This is a genomic window from Nostoc sp., assembly GCF_036919815.1.
In the GTDB taxonomy this organism is placed as follows: Bacteria; Cyanobacteriota; Cyanobacteriia; order Cyanobacteriales; family Nostocaceae; genus Nostoc.
Map to the genome: position 1 here is coordinate 36,202 of NZ_JBALCE010000005.1, position 20,829 is coordinate 57,030.

At 43.1% G+C, this 20,829-nt stretch carries 17 protein-coding genes, 1 tRNA gene and 1 pseudogene; 13 read left to right on the top strand and 6 right to left on the bottom strand.

Annotation, left to right across the window (positions count from 1 at the left end):
• The first annotated feature begins 232 nt into the window (after positions 1–232).
• From pgl to V7K15_RS01045, 3 genes are all read left to right on the top strand, one after another.
• The gene (gene pgl / locus V7K15_RS01035; RefSeq protein ID WP_334902220.1) at positions 233–955 is read left to right on the top strand and encodes a 6-phosphogluconolactonase; all 723 of its coding nucleotides are present in this window, start codon (positions 233–235) and stop codon (positions 953–955) included.
• Between the two features lie 235 nt (positions 956–1,190).
• Positions 1,191–2,054 carry an FHA domain-containing protein gene (locus V7K15_RS01040; protein WP_334902222.1) on the top strand — a complete coding sequence of 288 codons (864 nt, stop codon included), beginning with the start codon at positions 1,191–1,193 and terminating at the stop codon, positions 2,052–2,054.
• A 260-nt stretch (positions 2,055–2,314) separates the two neighbouring features.
• Positions 2,315–3,058 (top strand): M50 family metallopeptidase, encoded by a 744-nt coding sequence (locus V7K15_RS01045; RefSeq protein ID WP_334902224.1) that lies wholly within the window; start codon positions 2,315–2,317, stop codon positions 3,056–3,058.
• Positions 3,059–3,345: 287 nt separating this feature from the next.
• Here V7K15_RS01045 and V7K15_RS01050 read toward each other — a convergent pair whose 3' ends face one another.
• Entirely contained in the window at positions 3,346–4,350 is a 1,005-nt protein-coding gene (locus V7K15_RS01050; protein WP_334902226.1) for a 2-hydroxyacid dehydrogenase, read from the bottom strand.
• Positions 4,351–4,543: 193 nt separating this feature from the next.
• Positions 4,544–5,404, bottom strand: coding sequence for a class I SAM-dependent methyltransferase (locus V7K15_RS01055; RefSeq protein WP_334902227.1), 861 nt, complete (start codon positions 5,402–5,404; stop codon positions 4,544–4,546).
• Positions 5,405–5,849: 445 nt separating this feature from the next.
• On the opposite strand from V7K15_RS01055, the gene V7K15_RS01060 reads away from it, so the two are divergent.
• Positions 5,850–5,934 (top strand) — tRNA-Ser (locus tag V7K15_RS01060).
• A 41-nt stretch (positions 5,935–5,975) separates the two neighbouring features.
• Here V7K15_RS01060 and V7K15_RS01065 read toward each other — a convergent pair.
• A complete protein-coding gene (locus V7K15_RS01065) occupies positions 5,976–7,598 on the bottom strand; it encodes a serine/threonine protein kinase (protein ID WP_334902229.1) in 1,623 nt (540 codons plus the stop codon).
• Between the two features lie 507 nt (positions 7,599–8,105).
• Between V7K15_RS01065 and V7K15_RS01070 the strand changes: the two are divergent.
• Positions 8,106–8,501 (top strand): annotated as a pseudogene (locus V7K15_RS01070) (DUF2887 domain-containing protein); the annotation flags it as partial.
• 895 nt (positions 8,502–9,396) lie between these two features.
• Positions 9,397–10,758: a lipid-A-disaccharide synthase-related protein gene (locus V7K15_RS01075; RefSeq protein ID WP_334902231.1), complete on the top strand. Its 1,362-nt coding sequence runs from the start codon at positions 9,397–9,399 to the stop codon at positions 10,756–10,758.
• Between the two features lie 49 nt (positions 10,759–10,807).
• Here V7K15_RS01075 and V7K15_RS01080 read toward each other — a convergent pair whose 3' ends face one another.
• Positions 10,808–11,530, bottom strand: a complete 723-nt coding sequence (locus V7K15_RS01080) for a response regulator transcription factor (protein WP_334902233.1) — start codon at positions 11,528–11,530, stop codon at positions 10,808–10,810.
• A 298-nt stretch (positions 11,531–11,828) separates the two neighbouring features.
• Between V7K15_RS01080 and V7K15_RS01085 the strand changes: the two genes are divergently transcribed.
• The 4 genes from V7K15_RS01085 to V7K15_RS01100 all read left to right on the top strand — a co-directional run bounded on the left by V7K15_RS01085 (position 11,829) and on the right by V7K15_RS01100 (position 15,251).
• A complete protein-coding gene (locus tag V7K15_RS01085) occupies positions 11,829–12,065 on the top strand; it encodes a hypothetical protein (RefSeq protein ID WP_334902234.1) in 237 nt (78 codons plus the stop codon).
• 60 nt (positions 12,066–12,125) lie between these two features.
• Positions 12,126–12,305 carry a hypothetical protein gene (locus V7K15_RS01090; RefSeq protein WP_334902236.1) on the top strand — a complete coding sequence of 60 codons (180 nt, stop codon included), beginning with the start codon at positions 12,126–12,128 and terminating at the stop codon, positions 12,303–12,305.
• Between the two features lie 449 nt (positions 12,306–12,754).
• Positions 12,755–14,089 (top strand): hybrid sensor histidine kinase/response regulator, encoded by a 1,335-nt coding sequence (locus V7K15_RS01095; protein ID WP_334902238.1) that lies wholly within the window; start codon positions 12,755–12,757, stop codon positions 14,087–14,089.
• A gap of 37 nt (positions 14,090–14,126) precedes the next feature.
• A complete protein-coding gene (locus V7K15_RS01100) occupies positions 14,127–15,251 on the top strand; it encodes a hybrid sensor histidine kinase/response regulator (RefSeq protein ID WP_334902240.1) in 1,125 nt (374 codons plus the stop codon).
• 197 nt (positions 15,252–15,448) lie between these two features.
• Here the strand turns inward: V7K15_RS01100 and V7K15_RS01105 are convergent, their stop codons facing one another.
• Positions 15,449–16,888, bottom strand: coding sequence for an RtcB family protein (locus tag V7K15_RS01105; protein ID WP_334902242.1), 1,440 nt, complete (start codon positions 16,886–16,888; stop codon positions 15,449–15,451).
• Between the two features lie 370 nt (positions 16,889–17,258).
• Between V7K15_RS01105 and V7K15_RS01110 the strand changes: the two genes are divergently transcribed.
• Genes V7K15_RS01110 through V7K15_RS01120 form a run of 3 tightly spaced genes read left to right on the top strand, consistent with a single transcriptional unit; the run spans position 17,259 to position 20,051 of the window.
• A complete protein-coding gene (locus tag V7K15_RS01110) occupies positions 17,259–17,453 on the top strand; it encodes a heavy-metal-associated domain-containing protein (protein ID WP_292791713.1) in 195 nt (64 codons plus the stop codon).
• 44 nt (positions 17,454–17,497) lie between these two features.
• The gene (locus V7K15_RS01115; RefSeq protein WP_334902244.1) at positions 17,498–19,804 is read left to right on the top strand and encodes a heavy metal translocating P-type ATPase; all 2,307 of its coding nucleotides are present in this window, start codon (positions 17,498–17,500) and stop codon (positions 19,802–19,804) included.
• 19 nt (positions 19,805–19,823) lie between these two features.
• The gene (locus tag V7K15_RS01120; protein ID WP_334902245.1) at positions 19,824–20,051 is read left to right on the top strand and encodes a hypothetical protein; all 228 of its coding nucleotides are present in this window, start codon (positions 19,824–19,826) and stop codon (positions 20,049–20,051) included.
• Positions 20,052–20,189: 138 nt separating this feature from the next.
• On the opposite strand, the gene V7K15_RS01125 is transcribed toward V7K15_RS01120, so the two are convergent.
• Complete coding sequence (locus tag V7K15_RS01125) at positions 20,190–20,609, bottom strand: heavy metal-responsive transcriptional regulator (RefSeq protein WP_334902246.1); 420 nt, start codon at positions 20,607–20,609, stop codon at positions 20,190–20,192.
• Positions 20,610–20,829: the final 220 nt, after the last annotated feature.

Below are 20,829 nucleotides of genomic sequence, written 5' to 3' on the forward strand. Positions count from 1 at the left end.
AAGAAATGTATCCTGTGTGGCGTTAATCAAGAAAGTATCAAGGAACTGGGTGTAAATAAAAATAATTATGAGAGTAGTTAGTACGGCTGACTACTTACCGTTGAAGGTGATAATGTCCGTCTACGTTTTTCCACCCTAGCTAATCCACGATGTTAAATGTTTCAAAAGTTAAAAAGGGGGATTGCAATAAGTTCGGTATTGTATTGCTGGAAGCCAGCAATATGATCAAGTCATGAACAAAACCGTTGAAGTTTTACCGGATCAGCCAGCACTGGTTGCACGAGCGCTAGAATTAATTCTGTCGAAGTTAGAAACTGCCATTGAGCAGCGTGGACGGTTTACGATCGCCTTATCTGGCGGCAGTACACCTAAACCGTTATATGAAGCGATTGCTAATCAAAAACTGCCTTGGGATAAAATTCATATATTCTGGGGGGATGAGCGTTACGTACCAGCAGATCATCCCGATAGCAATGAACTGATGGCGCGGCGTGCGTGGCTAGATCGTGTTGACATCCCAGCAGCTAACATTCATCCCGTACCAACTTTAGAAGCTAATCCAGAACTGGCTGCTGCGAAGTATGAAGAACAACTCAAAGAATTTTTCAATTCTTCTGGGGTCGAATTTCCCTCGTTAGATGTAGTATTACTAGGAATGGGTGATGATGCACATACCGCATCCTTGTTTCCCCACACAGAGGCTCTGAAAGTAAGCGATCGCCTGGTTACTGTGGGTAACAAAGACGCAAACCCCCGGATAACTTTCACATACCCCTTCATCAACTCTGCTCGCAGTGTGATTTTTGTGGTTGCTGGTGCTAATAAACGCCCAGCTTTGGCGCAAGTCTTTGCACCTGTAGCCGATGACTTCACTTACCCATCCCGCTTAATTCAGCCCCAAGGAGAACTTTGGTGGTTACTGGATGCGGCAGCAGGTTTGGAACTTCAACATTGAACTTGAGCATTGGGCATGGGGCATTGGGCATTGGGCATTGGTTATTCTCTTTGTCCCCTTGTCTCACACCCTGCGGGGAGCTAAAGCTACATCCCCCTCATCTCCCCTGCTCCCGTTTCCCGTGTCTAATTCATCGTTCCATCACCAGTAATTGCTAGAATCTAAAGCTAAGGCCGCCCTCTGCTTGCCAGTCCTACCTATATTTATGATGATCTTGAACAAAGGCTAAATATCGATGATCGTCTGCCCTAATTGCAATCATCCCAACCCTGATGGCGCTGTCCAGTGTGAAGCTTGTTATACACCCTTACCCGCGACTACTAACTGTCCCAGTTGTGGGGCAACTGTGCAGGCAGATGCTGCATTCTGCGGTCAGTGTGGCTATAACCTACACTCCGCAGGAGTTCCACACGTTCCTACTGCGGTAGCTGCAACAGTTACTCCTGATATTCCTGTGGAAGTACCGCCGTTAGTTTCACCCGATCCATTGTTAGAACTTTTACAACCAGATGCTTTGGGAATGAGCGAATCTACTAACTCACATCCTCTCAGTTCATCTTTACCACCAACAGAGATGGCAGTTGCCCCAGCAGCTCCACCACAGGTATCTGTTATAGAAAGCAGCCCCCCAGAACCAGCGTCAACCGTCCCCGATCAACCGGTAGTCTTTGAAAAAAGTATTCCTACTCCACCACCTTTGGAATCAGCGCCAGCCTCTGAAGCCGAAGTACCAGCACCAGCATCAACTGCTGCCAGAACGCAATTACAGCAGGTTACAGCGCGGTTAATCCATGTTCAAACTGATCAGTTAATTGAATTGCCGCAAAATGTCTCTGTGATTCATATCGGCAAGCCAAATGATCGGATTCCCCCAGATATAGATGTTTCAGGATTTCCCAATTCAGAAATTGTTTCGCGGATTCATGCAGATATTCGCGTCGAGGCAGATGCTCACTATGTAGAAGATGTGGGGAGTTCTAATGGCACTTACATTAATAATTCGCCGCTATTACCGGGGAATCGTCACCGCTTGCGTCCAGGCGATCGCATTAGCTTGGGTAAAGGAGACTTGATGACATTCCTGTTTCAACTTGCTTAACTGATTCTCGATCAATTGTGACATCAGTTTAAGCATTTTCTGCTCATCCTCCGGCATCCATTTTGGAGGATCAACAAGATAAACCGCATCAGACAAGCGACGGATAACTATGTTGTTCTTGATAGCCCCATAGTTTACAGCCGTCGCTTCGAGGTGTGAATTGTTGCATTGTTCAGCAACTCCACTACCTTAATAATTACATTAGGATGGATGAAAATACACTCCACCAGTTGGGGTAATTACCTTCAGGAAAGTGACCGATGAGGGAACCAAGCAAAAATTTTCAACCCTTACTTACCAGAGAAGCCCCGCAAGTTGTTGAACGTATGGGGCTAACCTGGCTAATTGCAGCCGCGATCGCAACTGCTTTACTGTGGCAACTACCAGGAGGAGATTATATCTTATACCCATTTACGATCCTGGCAACCTGGTTTCATGAAATGGGTCACGGCTTAATGGCACTTTTATTAGGGGGACAGTTTCAGAAATTAGAGATTTTTAGCAATGGTTCCGGTGTCGCAACTTATGGCATCCAGTCGTCATTGGGGCCAATTGTGCCGGCAATAATTGCCGCAGCAGGGCCAATGGGGCCACCTATTGCTGGTGCAGCTTTAATTCTGGCTTCCCGAAGTTTTAGAGCAGCTACCCTAAGTTTAAAAATATTAGGAAGTTTTTTGCTATTTTCGACATTAATTTGGGTACGTTCCTGGTTTGGATTGCTGGCAATTCCGTTACTAGGTTTAATCATCTTGGGTATCGCCCTGAAAGCGCCTCGTTGGGCACAAGGGTTTGTGATTCAATTTTTGGGTGTACAAGCTTGTGTAAGTACCTACCATCAACTTGATTATCTATTTAGTCAGTCTGCTGGTTCCCTGGGACTTTCTGATACAGCGCAAATGCAACGGTATTTGCTTTTACCTTACTGGTTTTGGGGCGGGTTGATGGCGATCGCATCTCTGGTGATTTTAGTCCAAAGTCTTGGCGTTGCCTATCGTTCAAAATGAATATGCGCGATCGCCATCTTGCAATCACGAATTCAAGGTACAGAATGCCTGAAAGTACAAACCTGAGTTAACCAGTTACAGTTAATTAATTTAACTCCTAACCAACAAGCTGAAATTCTCGCATAACTCCTAGCTGCTGCGGTTCATCTGCATAATCATTGTGACGAAGATTTTCAGATGCTAATTACTGAGGAAATGGAAAATTTGCCTGAGGATCAGGATTGACTGGTGATTTTGCGTACATGAATTTGCAGATTGGCGTTGGTATAGCGATCGCCAACCATTACCTAAACGGGCAGTTGAGCGCGAATTTCATTTGGACAGGAACGACCCTTTTCAATATCAGTAATATTAGCAAAAGTTGTTTCTGCAATATTGTAGAGAGCTTCTGCTGTAAAAAAGGCTTGATGTCCAGTAATGAGTACATTGGGGAACGTTGTCAGACGCTGGAAAATATCATCCTGAATAATTTCGCCAGACAAATCCTCAAAAAACAATTCCGATTCTTGTTCGTAGACATCCACACCAAGATAGCCAATTTTACCAGATTTCAATCCCTCAATCACTGCTTGGGTATCAATCAGCGCTCCTCGGCTAGTGTTAATTAGCATCACGCCTGCCTTGATCTGTTTTATAGTCTGAGTGTTGATCAAGTGATGCGTTTCCGTAGTCAGGGGGCAATGTAGGGAGATAATATCAGAGTTGGCAAATAGCTCAGGTAGTTCTACATACTTTCCACCTAGCGCCTCCAATTCTGGATTACGATAAACGTCATAGGCGAGTAGGTGACAGCCAAACCCTTTCATAATCTGTCCTAAAATCAGACCGATTTTGCCGGTGCCGATAATCCCGACTGTGCGCTCATGCAAATTAAATCCCAATAGTCCATCTAGGGAAAAATTGCCTTCTCGGACACGGTTATAGGCACGATGAATTTTGCGATTCAAGCTTAAAATCAATCCCACGGCATGTTCTGCTACCCCATAGGGTGAATAGGCGGGAACACGTACAACCGTAATTCCTAAGTCTGCTGCGGCTTGTAAGTCTACATTGTTAAACCCTGCACAGCGAAGGACAACCAGCCGAGTTCCCCGTGAGGCCAGAAGCTCTAAAGTTAGGGCATCAACCTGATCATGTACAAATACGCAAACCGCCGGAAATCCGGCGGCGAGGATAGCTGTATCCCGATTTAAACGGGGTTCAAAAAACACTAACTCGTGTTGGGTGGGAGAATTTGCAGCTGACAAAAACTGCCGATCATAGGCTTTTGTACTGAAGACTGCTACTTTCATGCAAAACCTCAAACTGTATGCTGCACAATGTTCGACTACATAATATCTCAGCAGTTAGAGAAGCGATGTCTACAGCGATCTGTTCGGTGACGCACCTTTGAACATTGTCAGTCTTAGGGTTAGAAACAGTAAGCTAATTCCTCCCCAAAGCTATCCATCTATGGAGTGTTTATCAATACTAATTATGAATTATTCAGTCATGAATTGATAACTGCCAGAGTTGGATTTGATAACAGAGATGGCGATCAAAAATGCTGCGTGCTGCTAACCCCTCGACAATCGGCTTTTCCAGCCAGCGCTTGAAGGCTAAACGACCGAGTGCGTGTATTGGTGGGACTGCGATCGCTACAACATCAGCGATATATTTCATCGTAGTCAGTCCAAAAGTACGAAAGTTATCAAGACACAAGTCAATCGTTGGCGCAATTTGGCTGGAGATATCCTCAGTCTTAATTAACTTAAATCCAGCCTGCTCCAAGGCTTCCTGAAGCTCGCTAGCGACATGACAATTAGAAAAAATGCCCTCTCGATATCCAGCATCAGAACGCATCATATCCGCAAGCAATAGGTAGCCACCACTATTTAATACACGAGCTGCACCCTGAGCTAAATCGTTAGCAGCAATATATTGGCTGCTTTCACTGAACAGAACTAGATCATAGGAGTGTGAGGTGTGAAAATCTTCAAATCTGGTTAAGTAGAAAGGTACTTGAGAGTTGGTATTCTTGATAAACTTCTCTTGTTGGATTGCATCGGGTGCTAATCCTTCAACGCCAAAACCGCGATCGCACAAATATGCGGCGTTACCACCAATACCACAGCCGACGTCAAGCACAGTTTTTGTACCCTCTGGAATGAAACTGAAAAGCTTGACTGCATAAGCAACTTGCGCCGCACGAAAGCCAGTTATGGTCAATTCTTCACCGGGAGTCGGCACTGGCTCCCAATACCCATAATGAAGATAGGGGGAATTTGTCATTCCCATGTAATAATCTATCGCCGCATTTTGGTAGCGAGTTGGTTTGGGAATGTTGATTGATTTTGATTTGAGCATTATGAATAAAGTAAGTTTTAGGGTATTAGACTTGGATAAAATTCTTCCCAACGTTTGCAAACTTGTTCGTCACAATCGGGTGGAGTAATTTTTACTTGGTGTCAGATAATTGACCTTAAACTGAGGATTACCCTTCTCTATGTTCGCGTAGCGTGTCACAGACAGACGCTGCGCCAATAGCACCAGAAGAATATCTTGATGGGGATTGTATGTTGCAACCCTACATCAACGCAAGTAATAAAATCATGGCTGTCATTGATTCGCTAAGTAATTGCGGCAATCACGATGATTGGAAATGTCTTGGGTGGGCGTTGGCGTTCCCGGAGTATTCCGTTACGCAGATAAAGCGATAATGTTATAGTAATATAGGGGATGTACTAAAATTTTCCGGAATTTTCGGCATTTGACTATAGAATAGATACTCAAATGTGTTAATGATCTATTTGGAGAGGTGTCCGAGTGGTTGATGGTGACGCACTCGAAATGCGTTTTGGGGAAACTCAACGGGGGTTCGAATCCCCCCCTCTCCGTTCAAAAAGATTTGCGAATGTCAACCAAAATCTTAAATTGACTAGTTATTGTCATCTTGGGGATTTTCCTTGGATTGCTGATCATTTTGGGGTTGACTATTAGGCAATGAATTTTGCTTTTCCAGTGTTGGTACTACTACAGCAGAAGGATCTGACTGTTTGGATTCCGTTGGTGGTACTGCTGGTATGACCACAGAATTTGACGGCTTTACAGGTTGGGGGGAGGTAGAATCTTGATTAGAAGCGGGTAAGTTATTTTGGGGCAATGGTGCGGGGGAGGCTTTACGAGATGACCGAATCGCCCGTAGTTTTTCCACTAGCGAGGGTGTGGGGGAAACGCTAGGTGAAGGTGTGGATTTTTCAGAATCGCCGCGTTGTAATTCTCCTCTAGGGCTGCGCGTGGAAGATTCTTCTGGGGAAGAACGACGATTGCGCCTGCGTTGCTTGGAATTATAGACAGGTGGTGATTCGGTTCCTGAGGTGGTGTTAGTCTCTTCACCCTGAGGTGAAGATGTCTTATCGAAGCTAGGCACTTTCGCGGGTGGTTCTTGAGTTGGCTGTTCAAAAAGCGGCTTTGCATTTGGCTGCGGCTGAGATTTGGGTAACATGCTGGTAATCCCAAAACCTGCTGTAGCAGCAACTAAGGCTACACCTATACCAATAAATACTTTAGATGACCCCAGTTTTTTAGCCAGTACAGTTTCCTTGGCGATGCGTGCGGGGGGCTGCGCCAACGCAGATGGTCTATGAATAGGATTTTGGGCAGTTTTCCCAATTAAAGTTACTGCTTGCTGGGCAGATACATTGACAGTTGGCACTGCATAAGTGGCTAAGGCTTGCGGTGTCACATTCGCCCCATTTCCAGGTAGTAGTTGTAACCACTCAGCAACTGTGGCTGGGCGAAAACGAGATTCCACCGCCATCCCGCGCATTACAGCTTGGTTGACAGCAGCACTCAAATGTGGTTGCAGTTCGCGGGGGGAAGACATTTGCTCGCGATCGCGCAATAATGCTGGTATAGGAACTTGGGCAGTCAACAGTGAATATAAGGTTGCTGCTAAACCATAAACATCGGTGGCGGGTGTGCGCGGCGCTTGCGTGAGATACTGCTCAATTGGAGAATAGCCCTCAGAAACCAGACCTGTGTGAGTCTGCCTAACACTGCCATTAAATTCCCTAGCAATGCCAAAATCAATCAGTACTACTTCCTGCGTTCCTTGGCGTTGGATAATATTATCTGGTTTGACATCCCGGTGCAGCAAACCATTATTATGTACTACCTGTAAGGCTGCCCCAATTTGCCGGATGTAATGAATTGCTGTGGCTTCTGGCATTGGTATTCCTGGTAATACAAATGCGTCTGTCAAGGTTTCGCCACGAATATATTCCATCACCATGTAAGGCAGTCCAGCTTCCACAAAAAAGTCACTGACTCGGACTATATTTGGGTGGATACACGTAGCCAATCTTCTGGCTTCATCTTGGAATTGACGCTCGAATTTCGCAAAATCAGGATGTTGTCGCAGCCGTTCATTGATGGTTTTCATCACCACCTCCTGACCCAAGTAGTGATGGGTAGCTTTAAATGTAATGCCAAAACCACCCCGTCCTATTTCTTGGATTAGGGTATATTTTCCATCTTGCAAAATTGTGCCTGCTAACATAGATAGTCCTGAGTCTTGAATGAGCAGATAACTAGCGAGTTCTGAGTCTTTAAGAGATTTCCAAAAATTTTCCCATATTTTTATCGGGCAGAGTTCATACCTGTTTATCCTACGGGATAATTTGGTTGTTAGAACTCTCCAAGTGAGAAAGACCTACGCATGGCATGATCACAAAAGTTTTATCTTTTTCATAGGATAACGCGGGAGTCAAGAAATCCTGAAGTAGGAAAGAGACTCAAGCTGTCTTTACATCCGTGATTTCATGGAGGAAGCATGACTAGATATGCTACTTGTTACAACGCTAAAGAGCAATTCCGTGACTCGACTTTAAAATACCAATTCAGTAATCTTTAAAATCAACGACTAATTGGATCATATAATAACCTAAAAATTAATGATTAACTAATATTTTAATTTAGAAAACCTCCTGTGAAGATTTGACATATATCTCGGATTATTTTCAGGATACAATCAAGAGTTAAGAACCCGTTTATTTCAGATATATTAGTGAAATGCGGCACCATTTATTACCAAATATTTAAGCGATTTCCTTGGTTGATTTTTGAACTAGTTGATTACCGGACTGAACAGACGCAGAACTATCGATTTGAGTCTGTTGAGATGAAAGAAACCGCCTTTCGGATTGATGGAGTCTTTTTACATCCAGAGGGTGCAGCATCCATAATTATCTTTTTTGCAGAAGTTCAATTTCAGAAAGCGGAAAGTGCGGTCTTGAGGTCTCCCCAACTAGAGTAACTTTCCAAGACAGATGAAGCTTTTTATCATCGCTTCTTTACTGAGTCGATGATGTATTTGAACTGGAATCAGTCTTAATATGATGACTGGTATTGTGTGGTAATCTTCCGGAATCGCACTTTAGAACCAAGCGATAGAAGAACGCACACGCGAGTTCGCCGTTTACAGCAATTTTCGTTTATGTTTAATTGATAGCACTCGTGCTAAGTTATAACCATTGTCGGGCGACTTGATAGGTGAGTAGTTTAGCACCAGATAATTGCAGCGATGCCTGCGGCGGACTGCGCCAACGCACAATCACCACAAGACTTGATATACTACATTCAATCCAGCCGATGTGCTGCGGCTATTCACTGACACTGCTAAATAAATCTGTATCCCAAATTGCAGCTACATCTTTTTGTAGCTGGCTTTGACTGGTTTCTGCACCAGCCTGGTTTTAATTATTTTGCGAATGATTTGGGCTTAATCTTTGTTTACATTTTCAGGTAAATAGACCACACGGTTGGGGCACAGCAATGCTCATACGTGTAAACTTAACGTAGAAGTTAGGCTTGGCAAGCTTTCGAGGTTTGACCCTCACCCCAGCCCCTCGACCAATTTTGGGAGAGGGGAGCAAATTATCTAGTTCCCCTTCTCCCAAGTTAGGAGAAGGGGTTAGGGGATGAGGGCAAAACGTCTTCTCAAAGCAGATTTTTTCTTAAGTTGACACCAATGAGCTTTTTCTGTGCCCCGACGACAGATGTGGTTCAAATACATGAAAACTGCTGTAAGTCGTACTACTGGGGAATTTTTGTTTGCACCTGTTTGTACGACGACGCTATTTTGGGAAAATTGTTGTGCAACTATACTTTTTAGGGAAGCAATTGTCTATATCTGTGCGGGAAGAGATTTTGTTTAAAGTTTTACTATAATTCCTCATTCAATAGTCAAATAAGGGAAGTAAATAAATAGGCATAATATTAACTTCCATCTTCTTCGCTGATTTCCCTATTTATACCTTTTACCTAAACAAACAGTTAATTTTGATATTTTGTTTCTTATGAGTAATGTATCTCGGTTATATCTAGCTTCTAAATCACAAGCTGCAACTTCTCGTTTGCGGTTACTTGTATTAAGTAATGGTCATGGTGAAGATGTAATTGCAGTTCGGATTTTGGAAGAACTCCAACGGCAATCAAACCCACCAGAAATATTTGCTTTGCCTCTAGTGGGTGAAGGACGTGCTTATCAACAGTTGGATATCCCCCTCATCGGTTCAGTCCGCACTATGCCTTCTGGCGGCTTTATTTATATGGATGGACACCAATTAGTGCGGGATGTACGCGGTGGTTTATTGCAACTTACCCTCAGCCAGATTAAAGCTATCCGTCGTTGGGTGAGTTCCCAAAAAAAATTAGGTAATAAAAGAGCGATTTTAGCAGTGGGAGATATTCTCCCCCTGTTGTTTGCAACTTTCAGTGGCGCTAATTATGCTTTTGTGGGTACGGCAAAATCAGAATATTATGTGCAGGATGAAGCTGGATTGTTACCCCGAAAATCTCAAGGTGCGCGTTGGGAAAACTTTTCTGGTTCAGTTTACCATCCTTGGGAACGTTGGTTAATGAGTCGTCGCCGTTGTAAGGCGGTGTTTCCGAGAGATGCACTGACGACGGAAACATTAAAACAATGGCCAATTCCAGCTTTTAATTTGGGTAATCCTATGATGGATGGTCTAGAACCGACCTTTTCACGCCAACAATTTTATAGTCAGGATAGCCAACAGCAAGAAACAGTTCGACCTTTAATGGTGACTCTTCTTCCTGGTTCCCGTCCACCAGAGGCATACACCAACTGGGAAACAATTATGATTGCCGTATCTGCTTTAATGGCAAGTTTCCAGGAGCGAGATTCGGTGTTTTACACTTCTGGCACAGTGGTATTTTTAGGTGCGATCGCTCCGACTTTAGACTCTAATATTTTATCCCAAAGTGTACAATCTCAAGGCTGGCGCATTGAATCAGCATCTCCTATTCAAATTTCTGATCCAAATATCTTGACATTTAAACAAAGGAATGCATATCTACTGCTGACACAACAAGCCTATAATGATTGCTTGCATTTGGGAGATTTTGCGATCGCAATGGCAGGTACAGCTACAGAACAGTTTATCGGTTTAGGGAAACCTGCGATCGCTATTCCCGGCAATGGTCCTCAATATAACCCTACTTTTGCTGAAGCTCAAAGTCGTCATTTAGGCTCATCTTTGATTTTAGTTGAGCAGCCAGCAGAAGTAGCCAAGATTGTCCAATCCCTATTCAAAGATCCTGATATTTTGCAAATTATTGCCGAAAATGGTCTGCGACGCATGGGTAAATCGGGAGCTGCACTACGCATTGCAGAATGTTTACAGGAACGATTTTGAACAGGCATTGAGCATGGTTATCTCCCTCATCCCCCTCATCCCCACTCCCTCACGCCACCAACCCAGAACGTAGCGCCCTCACAGCAGCTTGAGTACGGTCATCGGCACAGAGTTTATTTAGAATATTACGAACATGTGTCTTCACAGTACCAACTGTAATGTAGAGTTTCTCAGCAATTTGCCCATTGCTACACCCAGCTACAATTAACTCTAGGATTTCCAATTCCCGTTGAGTCAGGGGGTATGTTTCCAAAACTTGCTCGTATTCTGTCGCCAGCGCCTCAATTTTTACAGTCTTCGGCTTGTCGGAACCTTGGCTTTCTCCAGGAATACCTTGCCGCATCTTCCGCAATACCACGTTGGCAATTGCCGGATCAATCCAAGAGTTACCGGCGTGAGTTGCTTGTATTGCCTCGGTTAATTTACTGATACTTGTTTCTTTCATATAATAAGAATCAGCACCCGCCGCGAAGGCTGCAAGTACAGCATCTTCTGTGTGATCCATTGTCAGGATCAGAATTTTTGTAGTCGATTGCCCAGTTTCAGCTTGGTAGCGTTTGAATTTACGGGTCAGCTCGATCCCATCCATGTCAGGCAAGCCGATATCTACAACAGCTACATCTGGCTTTGCCGTTTCTAAAAGTTTTAATCCTTGGGTAGCATTTGACGCTTCGCCAATTACTTTCAATGCGCTGTGAGACTGTAATGCCGCTCGTAGCCCCATTCGCGTTAAGTCGTGATCTTCAATTAAAATAATGCTAATTTCATTCATCGCTACACTCACTTTTACGCTGTTTGCGTCTTTCAATGTATTACCTTGTGTAAGTGCTATCTATTATTTTCCCATACTAAAGATAGATGATATTTAAAAAAGTCTGCATCCACCGAGAGAAATAATAAATACCCGATTTTTTATATTTCGATAGAGGATAAATCTAGCTGGAGATATATGGATACTTGCACAAAAAGTATGAAATATTGAAACGAATGCCAAATTGTTCTCCCTTACTTAGAATTCAGCTTTGAGTTGGGATGTTCCATTAGTTAATTCTTGTATAAAGCTTACAAAAATGGACAAATTACAAAAAGTCAGAGTTGTTTTACAAAAAAGTGAACAATGGTTTCGAGGGATTTTTAACCAAACCTTTGGATTCATCGGATTGATGGAGCCAATAGGAATCTTCATGGAAGGGAATCAGGCGGCCTTAAAATTTGCTGGAATCGGCAGCAGCAAAGTAATTAGTTGTCCTTTGTGGGAAGCTTGTTGGTCTGACTTTTCCCCGAAGTGGAGACTTTTCTCCTTCTAGGGGAGAGGCTGGGAATTTTCGCTCAACCCTTGTAGGGAAGCTTGCTCAAATGGCAGAAGGTTGGAAGCAGTTGGTATTATTCCTAAAATTCAGGATAAGGATCATCAGAGAAATACTAACACAGGTCTGGCGATCGTTAAGAAAATTCTCAACATTTCAGGAGGTAAGATTACTTCAGATTCACAAATAGGTATAGGCAATACTTTGTTATTTACCTTGTCTAACCAATCTGATGGGTAAAACTGCTCAATATGGTACACGATAATGGTATGTAACTCTCACCAATGACTGACGACGGTCGCTTGCTAACTCATTTAGAATTGATTTTAAGCTTAGTAAAGTGTTTTATGTTACTTTATATCAGCTTTATTTGCTGTCTTCAGATGAATAGTTTTCGGTTTGTTAATTGCTAATTTTTTGAAAGCCATTGGTCATTTGCTAGAGGTTGAATTTCAATACTCTGGTAAATTAACCAGATTGAGGATACAAGAAACTGAATTTGCCTTTGATCTTCCCTAACTTTCGGGAAATGATCGCAACGCTCAACAAGTATTGGATATTGTGCAAAATGCCTTAGTCAATCAAGTTACAGATTTTAGATGTCGGAAAATCTTATATTATTTAATTGGATAATCTCAAAAGAGAAATGTTATACATCAACCTATGTTTGGTGGCGAAAATAAAAACCGATGCAAGAGACGCTGAAAATTTTAGTTGTAGGAGATGACGAAGTAGACCGGATGGCAGTCTGTTGTGCCCTGACTAAAGCAGGTGTTCAAATGGAACTGTCTGAAGTAAGGGATGGCAATGATGCGTTTTCTGCCTTAAGCACTACTGTCTATGATTGTGTTTTCCTCAACTATCGCTTAGTAGACGAGGATGGATTAACCTTGATTCAACAACTACGTTTTTCAGAAATTAAAGTTCCTTTAGTAGTTATAACTGGTCAAGGAGATGAACAAATTGCTGTCCAATTAATCAAAGCTGGTGCTACAGACTATCTCTCTAAGTCTAGGATATCCCCAGAAACATTATCCCAGGTTTTGCGGAGTGCGATTCGGGTTTATCGGGCTGAAATGCAGGCAGCTTTGGCAAATCAGCAGCTCAGAGAAAGTCATGAACAACTAATTCGTAAGAACCAAGAATTGGAGAGACAACAGCAAGAGATTCAAATGCAAAACTTCAAGCTATTGGAGGCATCACAGCTAAAATCAGATTTTTTGGCAAGTATAACTCATGAACTCAGAACGCCGATGAATGCGATTATTGGTTTTTCGCAAATACTGTTGCGTCCTAAGTTAGGTCAACTAACGCACCAACAAGCAGATATGCTTGAGCGCATTTTGAATAATGGGAAGCATTTGCTAATGCTACTCAATGAAGTTCTCGACTTTTCCAGGCTGGAAGCAGGGCGATTAAATTTCAAGGCGGAAATATTTGATGTATTAAAGGTAATAAATCTCGCTATAGGTGAAATGCGTTCCCTAGCTGATGCCAAAAATCTCTCATTGTTAATGCGAACTGATTTGGAAAATATTTTGGTATTTAATGATCCAGTTCGCATCAAACAGATTTTAATTAACCTGCTCTCCAACGCCATTAAGTTCACCGAGTCTGGCGAGATTTGGGTTGAGGTTAAGGAACTACCTGAAAATCGAGTGGCAATTATTGTTCAGGATACAGGTATTGGCATAGCATCAAGAGATTTTAAATGTATTTTTGAAGCATTTCGGCAAGTCGATCAAACTATCACTCGCAAATATCCAGGTACAGGTCTGGGTTTGGCAATTATAGATTCGCTGGTACGAATGATGGGCGGCAAAATATTTCTGGAGAGCAAATTGGGGTTAGGTTCAATGTTTAAAATTGAATTGCCACGTCAAATCACATCATCGACTGTAGCAGCCGATGTTCCAGCTTTAGAGTTAGAGGGTAAGGAGGTTTTTTGCTCTGCTAAAAACTCGCATCAGTCATCTTCTCAAGCCAGTAAAGCATTAATAGGATATCCTAAATTTAAACTATAAATTAGTTCCAAAAAAAACTGATAAAAGTTGATAAATCATGTCTGTAGTTGAAGATAATAAAATTTTTCGTATCCTCGCAGTTGACGATATTCAAGATAATCTCATTTTGGTTGAAGCAATTTTAGAAAGTGAGGGGTATAAAATTGATTTGGCTTCAGATGGAATAAAGGCTTTGCAAAAAATTGAACAATCTCCACCGGATCTGATTCTGTTAGATGTGATGATGCCGGGAATAGATGGTTATGAAGTCACCCGGCGGATTCGGAAGAACCCGGCAATCTCTTATATTCCAATTCTGCTGATTACTGCCTTTCACGAATCCAGCGTTGTCGAAGGTTTGGATGCTGGGGCTGACGATTTTATTCGTAAACCATTTGATACTGATGAACTACTGGCAAGAGTGCGATCGCTGTTGCGTCTCAAGCACAGTCTAGACGAACAACAAAAAATGGCCCGCCAACGCGAAGACTTTGTTTCTCGTCTGACTCATGATTTGCGAACTCCCTTAGTAGCCTCCGATCGCATGTTGAATTTGTTTGAGATGGAAACATTCTGCAAAATTTCGCCGGAAATGAAACAGGCGATCGCAGTCATGATTCGCAGTAACCAAAATTTGATGGATATGGTAAACACCCTCCTCGAAGTCTATCGCTTCGAGGCAGGTAAAAAAACGTTGAATTGGGAAGTATGCGATTTACGTGAGATATCTCAAGAAGTAGTCAGCGAACTGAGTCCTCTAACTAATGAAAAAGGGTTGACTCTAGAAATAGATACCAGTGAATTAGAACCACTGGGTAAAAATGCTGGGATTATTATGGGCGATCGCTTGGAACTACGGCGAGTGCTAAACAACTTGATCGCAAATGCCATCAAATTTACAGATACAGGTGGCATAACAGTCCGCATTTTGGAAACATCACCTCATCCAGGAAATCCAAATTCGGTAATAATTGAGATCCAAGATACAGGATATGGGATTGCGCCAGAAGATCAGGCAACAATTTTCGAGCGATTTCGCCAAGGCAGAAATAAACGCTCAGGTAGTGGCTTAGGACTACATCTATCCCACCGGATTGTAGAAGGGCACGCCGGAACTATCCAGGTGGCCTCTGAAGTAGGTAAAGGTAGTTTGTTTACTGTGCAACTACCTAAAAACACTTAAGTTATTCTCCTTCACCACGATTTTCTGCTGGACTAACAATCATTATTATCTGCCAATACGAGCAAGTAAGTTCTGAAATAGACCTTCTTGAGCTAACTTTTCAGCATTAATACATGCTAATAAGCTCCCTGCAAGAATCTCTGAATTTAGACAAATCTAGCTGCAATAATTCATTGCCTTTGACTAATTCACATCGATTACGCCTTAAACGTCAACACCGGACTCAATCGGGCCACAACATCAACCATTTCTGCCTCAACCTGCACATCAATTACAGACTGAATCGGTTTGTAGGCGGCGGGTGCTTCTTCAATTCGGCGTTCTTCACGCAGGGTAATGCAGTCTACCCCAGTTAATCCCAGTTCCGCCTCACTTTCAGATGCACCTTTACGATTGAGGTCGAAACGAGAACGAATTCTTCCCGCCCCATGTGAGGCCGAATTAGAAAATGCTGGATTGCCTCTACCCATCATCAGATAAGAATAAGCACCCATTGAACCAGGGATAATTACTGGTTGCCCTAAATGGGCGGGACAAGCGCCTTTGCGTGTTACCCATCCCTGACCTTCTGATAAGGTGATATTATGCGGCAAGTCATAAACTAGAGGTGCTTCCACATCTTTGTATACTTCCCGCAAACGCAGACGCAGCAGTTCCGCTAACAGCAGGCGATTCACAAAGGCATAGTTAGCAGCAGTAGCCTCAGCTTGCAGGTAACTGGCGACTAGTTCGGGGTGAGAATGGGTAGAGAGAGGAAAAATCTGAGAATCAGGGTACTTCAAACCTTTTTGCCAAGCTGCCTTAGCTTTATCTCGCCACATTCCCCCAATATATTTACCCACGTTTCGAGAACCAGAGTGAATCATAAACGCTAGTTGTCCCTCGCGCACTCCCCAGGCGTGGGCAAGTGTGCGATTTTCGACTTTATCAACCCGTTGCACTTCTACAAAATGATTACCGCCGCCAATGGTTGCCAGTCCGCCATCGCGTATTAGTCCAGCATCGGGAACCAATTCTTCAGGCGCAAGTTTCCAGTCACCATCCATCGAACCACCTAAGAAGATGCGATCGCTCTCTTGGGCAAGTTGTGATAAATTAGATTTAACTAGACTCCCCGTAGGCTGATCTAGCATGGCATCCAGCCAACCGGGGACTCCGTACTGAAATAGCGATCGCATTGCTTGAGCAGTCATCGTCACATCACGCGTACCGAAGAAGTAATCCCCCTTCATCCGTTCTACGAATTGGTCACGCTTTGCCAGAAATTCCTCGATTGTCAAATCTGCAACATGTAGGCGCATTCCACAATTGATGTCAGAACCGACAGCGCCAGGAATGACCTGACCTACAGTTTCTACGATTGAACCAATGGCAACACCTGCATCTCCGGGGTGAAAGTCAGGCGTAGCACAGGCACGACAAACGCATCCACCTGATGGGTGGCGGACGCTTGCTAAATTCGCTAACTGCTTGAGTGCCTTAGCTTCTACGGGGAAGCCTTCCGGCAGTAGCACTTCTGCTACAGGGGCATCAGGAGAATTAACTAAACGGACTGAATAAGTGCGATCGCTGTAACTTACATCTAAACCCTGCCGCTCTAAAGCACGCAGGAGACGTTTGAGATTTTTTGGCTGCATGAAAACTCCAAATAGAGCCTTAAAAAAGACTCTTTGTTGTGAAGAGAGTAGGAGACTTGGGTTCAGCAGCCGCGTCTCAAGTGTTATTTTCCCAGAATTGTGGGGAAAACAACAGGTTATATAGCCTTGATAACATACACTTGCATCGGATGACAAGTGTTTTGTAGTACGTTGTATTTACATTAGCAACACTTGCTCAGTCAAACCAAGGCTGTAAAGAAATTTGAAGTTTAGCGAAAAACTTTTAAAAATCTCTAGACTCTCCAGCCGGCTAGAGAGTCTAGGATGAATTCAAGGCGACTCTCAACCAGAAATTTCTTGAGTCATCCAGTTTGGTTTGGCTAGCTTTTCCACTTTATCCCGTAAATCTATGACTCTCCAACTCACAGTTCCCAACATGGCTTGTTCTGTTTGTGCAAGCACCATCACCAAAGCACTTCAGGCAGTTGATGCCAATGCTAGCATTCAGGCTGATCCAACAACCAAGCTTGTCAGTGTAGAAACTCAAGCATCAGAAACAGCAATTAAGGAAGCGTTAGCTGCTGCTGGCTATCCAGTTGCTTAACCTTTAATGATCCTGCCACACCAATTACAGGGGTTCATCTAGTTATGGATACTCTCACACTTAAACTTCGAGGAATGAGTTGTGCCGCTTGCGCCACTAACATCGAAAAGGCAATCCGCTCTGTTCCTGGGGTAATTGACTGCAACGTTAACTTTGGAGCAGAACAAGCTACTATCAAGTACGATCGCTCTCTAGCGAGTTTAGAGAAAATTCAAACTGCGATCGCATCTGCGGGATACTCTTCTGACTCACTCCAAAAAGAAATACTCTCCGAAGAAGATGATGCCGAAAAAGCTAGTAGGCGAGCATTACAACGCAAACTCTCTCTCAAGGTAGTGGTGGGAGGTGTAATTAGCATTTTCCTATTTTTGGGATCGTTGCCCATGATGACTGGGCTAAATTTACCCTTGATTCCAAGTTTCCTGCAAAATCCTTGGATACAGTTAGTGCTGACAACACCTGTCATATTCTGGTGTGGTGGATCTTTTTACCGGAATGGCTGGAAATCCCTCAAGCGCCATACGGCGACAATGGACACGCTGATTGCTTTGGGCACAAGTGCAGCGTATCTATATTCTTTGTTTGTCACTGTTTTCCCGAAATTTTTTATTGCTCAGGGCTTGATTCCTCATGTTTATTATGAAGTTGCTGCGATTGTCATTACCTTAATTTTGTTGGGGCGATTGTTGGAAAATCGCGCTAGGGGGCAAACTTCTGAAGCTATCCGCAAACTCATTGGAATGCAAGCTAGAGATGCTAGAGTAATCCGTGATGGTAAGGAAATTGATGTTCCGATCGCCGAAGTCAGAATCAACGATGTGATTTTGGTGCGTCCTGGTGAGAAGATTCCGGTAGATGGGGAAGTGATTACAGGTGCTTCAACGGTAGATGAAGCGATGGTGACAGGTGAAAGTTTGCCAGTCAAAAAGCAGCCAGGAGATGAAGTAATTGGGGCGACAATTAACGGTGCGGGTGCATTTCAGTTTCGGGTGACACGAGTCGGAAATGATACGTTTTTGGCTCAAATCGTCAAACTAGTGCAACAAGCGCAAGGTTCTAAGGCACCAATTCAGCGCTTGGCAGATCAGGTTACAGGATGGTTTGTACCAGCTGTGATTGCGATCGCGATCGCCACTTTCGTCATTTGGTTTAATTTCACGGGCAACCTCACCCTAGCAACAACGACAACTGTAGGTGTACTGATTATCGCTTGTCCTTGTGCTTTGGGTTTAGCTACCCCCACATCTGTAATGGTGGGGACGGGCAAAGGTGCAGAAAATGGCATTTTGATTAAAGGTGCGGACAGCTTAGAACTAGCGCACAAAATTAAAACCATTGTTTTGGATAAAACTGGCACTTTGACTCAGGGGAAACCGACAGTTATAGACTTTGTGACTATCAACGGCACAGCTAATGGTAATGAAATCAAGCTTTTACAGTTAGCAGCAACGGTAGAACGAAATTCTGAGCATCCTTTAGCTGAAGCTGTGGTGAAATACGCCCAGTCTCAACAGGTGAGTTTAATAGATGCAAAGAACTTTCAAGCGATCGCCGGTAGTGGTGTGCAAGCAGTTGTTTCAAATCAGCTTGTGCAAATTGGTACACAACGCTGGTTAACAGAACTTGGAATTAACACCATCAGTCTTCAGCAGTATAAAGATGCCTGGGAAACTGCTGGTAAAACAGCTATTTTGATTGCTGTAGATGGCGAACTCCAAGGAATAATGAGTATTGCCGATGCCCTCAAACCTTCATCAACAGCAGTAGTCAAAGCATTACAGAAGTTAGGTTTAGAAGTAGTAATGTTGACCGGAGATAATCGTAAAACTGCCGAAGCGATCGCAAGACAAGTTGGCATCGAGCGAATCTTTGCCGAAGTCCGGCCAGATCAAAAGGCGGCGATTATCCAATCTTTGCAAGGGGAGATAGGGAAGCAGAGGCGGCAAACAAACAATTATTATTCCCCCACTCCCCACTCAATTGTCGCAATGGTAGGCGATGGCATAAATGATGCGCCAGCCCTAGCACAGGCTGATGTGGGAATTGCTATTGGTACGGGAACAGATGTAGCGATCGCAGCTAGCGATATTACCCTAATTTCTGGAGATTTGCAAGGAATTGTGACAGCAATTCAACTTAGTCGCGCCACCATCAATAACATTAGGCAAAATCTCTTCTTTGCCTTTATTTACAACGTCATTGGTATTCCGATTGCGGCTGGAATTCTGTTCCCCATCTTTGGTTGGTTGCTCAATCCAATTATCGCCGGAGCTGCGATGGCTCTTTCTTCGCTTTCTGTTGTTAGCAATGCTCTAAGATTGCGTAACTTTCAACCAAAAGCTATCTCATAATTGTAGGTTAATTTAGGAAATGTTCAGTAAAAAAATGCTTTGGGGAAGCCTTACAGCTTTAGTGCTTCTCACTGTAACATCAGGCGTAACATTAGCAAAAATGCCAGCCCACTCGTCAGAGCAAACCAGCCAATTTAATCATATTGAGCAACCTTTGGGCTTAAAAGTTGGTGTTGCGATCGCAGGTTTAGCCTTAATTGGACTAGAGTTATGGTGGTTTCTTCTCTATAAAAGTTCTAAGTCGTGAACTACACACACTAAGGATCGTGAATTAAATAAAATGCAAAACTTCATCCTGTCTCTAGCTTCCCTCTCCTTTATAACGAGAGGGATTGAGGGTGAGGTAAGCCAGGGACATAAATTGTATATTATTTAATTCTTATTCCTAAGTTTTATTTTGAATGATCGGACAAATCGTATCCTTATGGCGATCGCTGATATTCTTCCAACCTGAAAGTAATCCCTCTATTTCAGAGCGTAAAGTTAACAACTGATCAATTTGTTGATCAATTTGCAAGACCTTATCTTCGAGCTTATCTTTGATTTCACCACAGGGAGCTTGCCCTTGGTCATAAACCTGAAGAATATTTCCAATCTCTTCTAGGCTAAGACCAAGATTTTGTGCCCTTTTAATGAATGCTAGACGAGTTAGCACATCCAATGAAAACTGGCGAAAGCCTCCCTCTGTTCGTCTTGATGAATTGATTAAGCCTAAACTTTCGTAATAACGAATTGTCCTAATGGGGATTCCGCTTAAATCTGTTACCTGACCAATTAAAAGCAGTTTTTTATCTTGAGTTAACACGGGAGATTTTCCTAACTCTTGTAATTATTATTACATATTTTATTAATTATTAAATCGTTTCAGAGTTTAGCAAAATATTGGCGTAAATACTTGAAGTTTTTATCTAATTAGAGATTTTACGAAGTTTTCATTTTTCAAATATCTATTCTAAATGGACACCAGCTTAGTTTAGCTGATATTGGATTGTCATAATTTTAACATTCCTAATAATATTTTTCCA

Excerpts from the sequence above, each read along its gene's own strand:
- pgl (WP_334902220.1), top strand. The coding sequence starts at position 233 with ATGAACAAAACCGTTGAAGTTTTACCGGATCAGCCAGCACTGGTTGCA.
- V7K15_RS01040 (WP_334902222.1), top strand. The coding sequence starts at position 1,191 with ATGATCGTCTGCCCTAATTGCAATCATCCCAACCCTGATGGCGCTGTC.
- V7K15_RS01045 (WP_334902224.1), top strand. The coding sequence starts at position 2,315 with ATGAGGGAACCAAGCAAAAATTTTCAACCCTTACTTACCAGAGAAGCC.
- V7K15_RS01050 (WP_334902226.1), bottom strand. The coding sequence starts at position 4,350 with ATGAAAGTAGCAGTCTTCAGTACAAAAGCCTATGATCGGCAGTTTTTG.
- V7K15_RS01055 (WP_334902227.1), bottom strand. The coding sequence starts at position 5,404 with ATGCTCAAATCAAAATCAATCAACATTCCCAAACCAACTCGCTACCAA.
- V7K15_RS01065 (WP_334902229.1), bottom strand. The coding sequence starts at position 7,598 with ATGTTAGCAGGCACAATTTTGCAAGATGGAAAATATACCCTAATCCAA.
- V7K15_RS01075 (WP_334902231.1), top strand. The coding sequence starts at position 9,397 with ATGAGTAATGTATCTCGGTTATATCTAGCTTCTAAATCACAAGCTGCA.
- V7K15_RS01080 (WP_334902233.1), bottom strand. The coding sequence starts at position 11,530 with ATGAATGAAATTAGCATTATTTTAATTGAAGATCACGACTTAACGCGA.
- V7K15_RS01085 (WP_334902234.1), top strand. The coding sequence starts at position 11,829 with ATGGACAAATTACAAAAAGTCAGAGTTGTTTTACAAAAAAGTGAACAA.
- V7K15_RS01095 (WP_334902238.1), top strand. The coding sequence starts at position 12,755 with ATGCAAGAGACGCTGAAAATTTTAGTTGTAGGAGATGACGAAGTAGAC.
- V7K15_RS01100 (WP_334902240.1), top strand. The coding sequence starts at position 14,127 with ATGTCTGTAGTTGAAGATAATAAAATTTTTCGTATCCTCGCAGTTGAC.
- V7K15_RS01105 (WP_334902242.1), bottom strand. The coding sequence starts at position 16,888 with ATGCAGCCAAAAAATCTCAAACGTCTCCTGCGTGCTTTAGAGCGGCAG.
- V7K15_RS01110 (WP_292791713.1), top strand. The coding sequence starts at position 17,259 with ATGACTCTCCAACTCACAGTTCCCAACATGGCTTGTTCTGTTTGTGCA.
- V7K15_RS01115 (WP_334902244.1), top strand. The coding sequence starts at position 17,498 with ATGGATACTCTCACACTTAAACTTCGAGGAATGAGTTGTGCCGCTTGC.
- V7K15_RS01120 (WP_334902245.1), top strand. The coding sequence starts at position 19,824 with ATGTTCAGTAAAAAAATGCTTTGGGGAAGCCTTACAGCTTTAGTGCTT.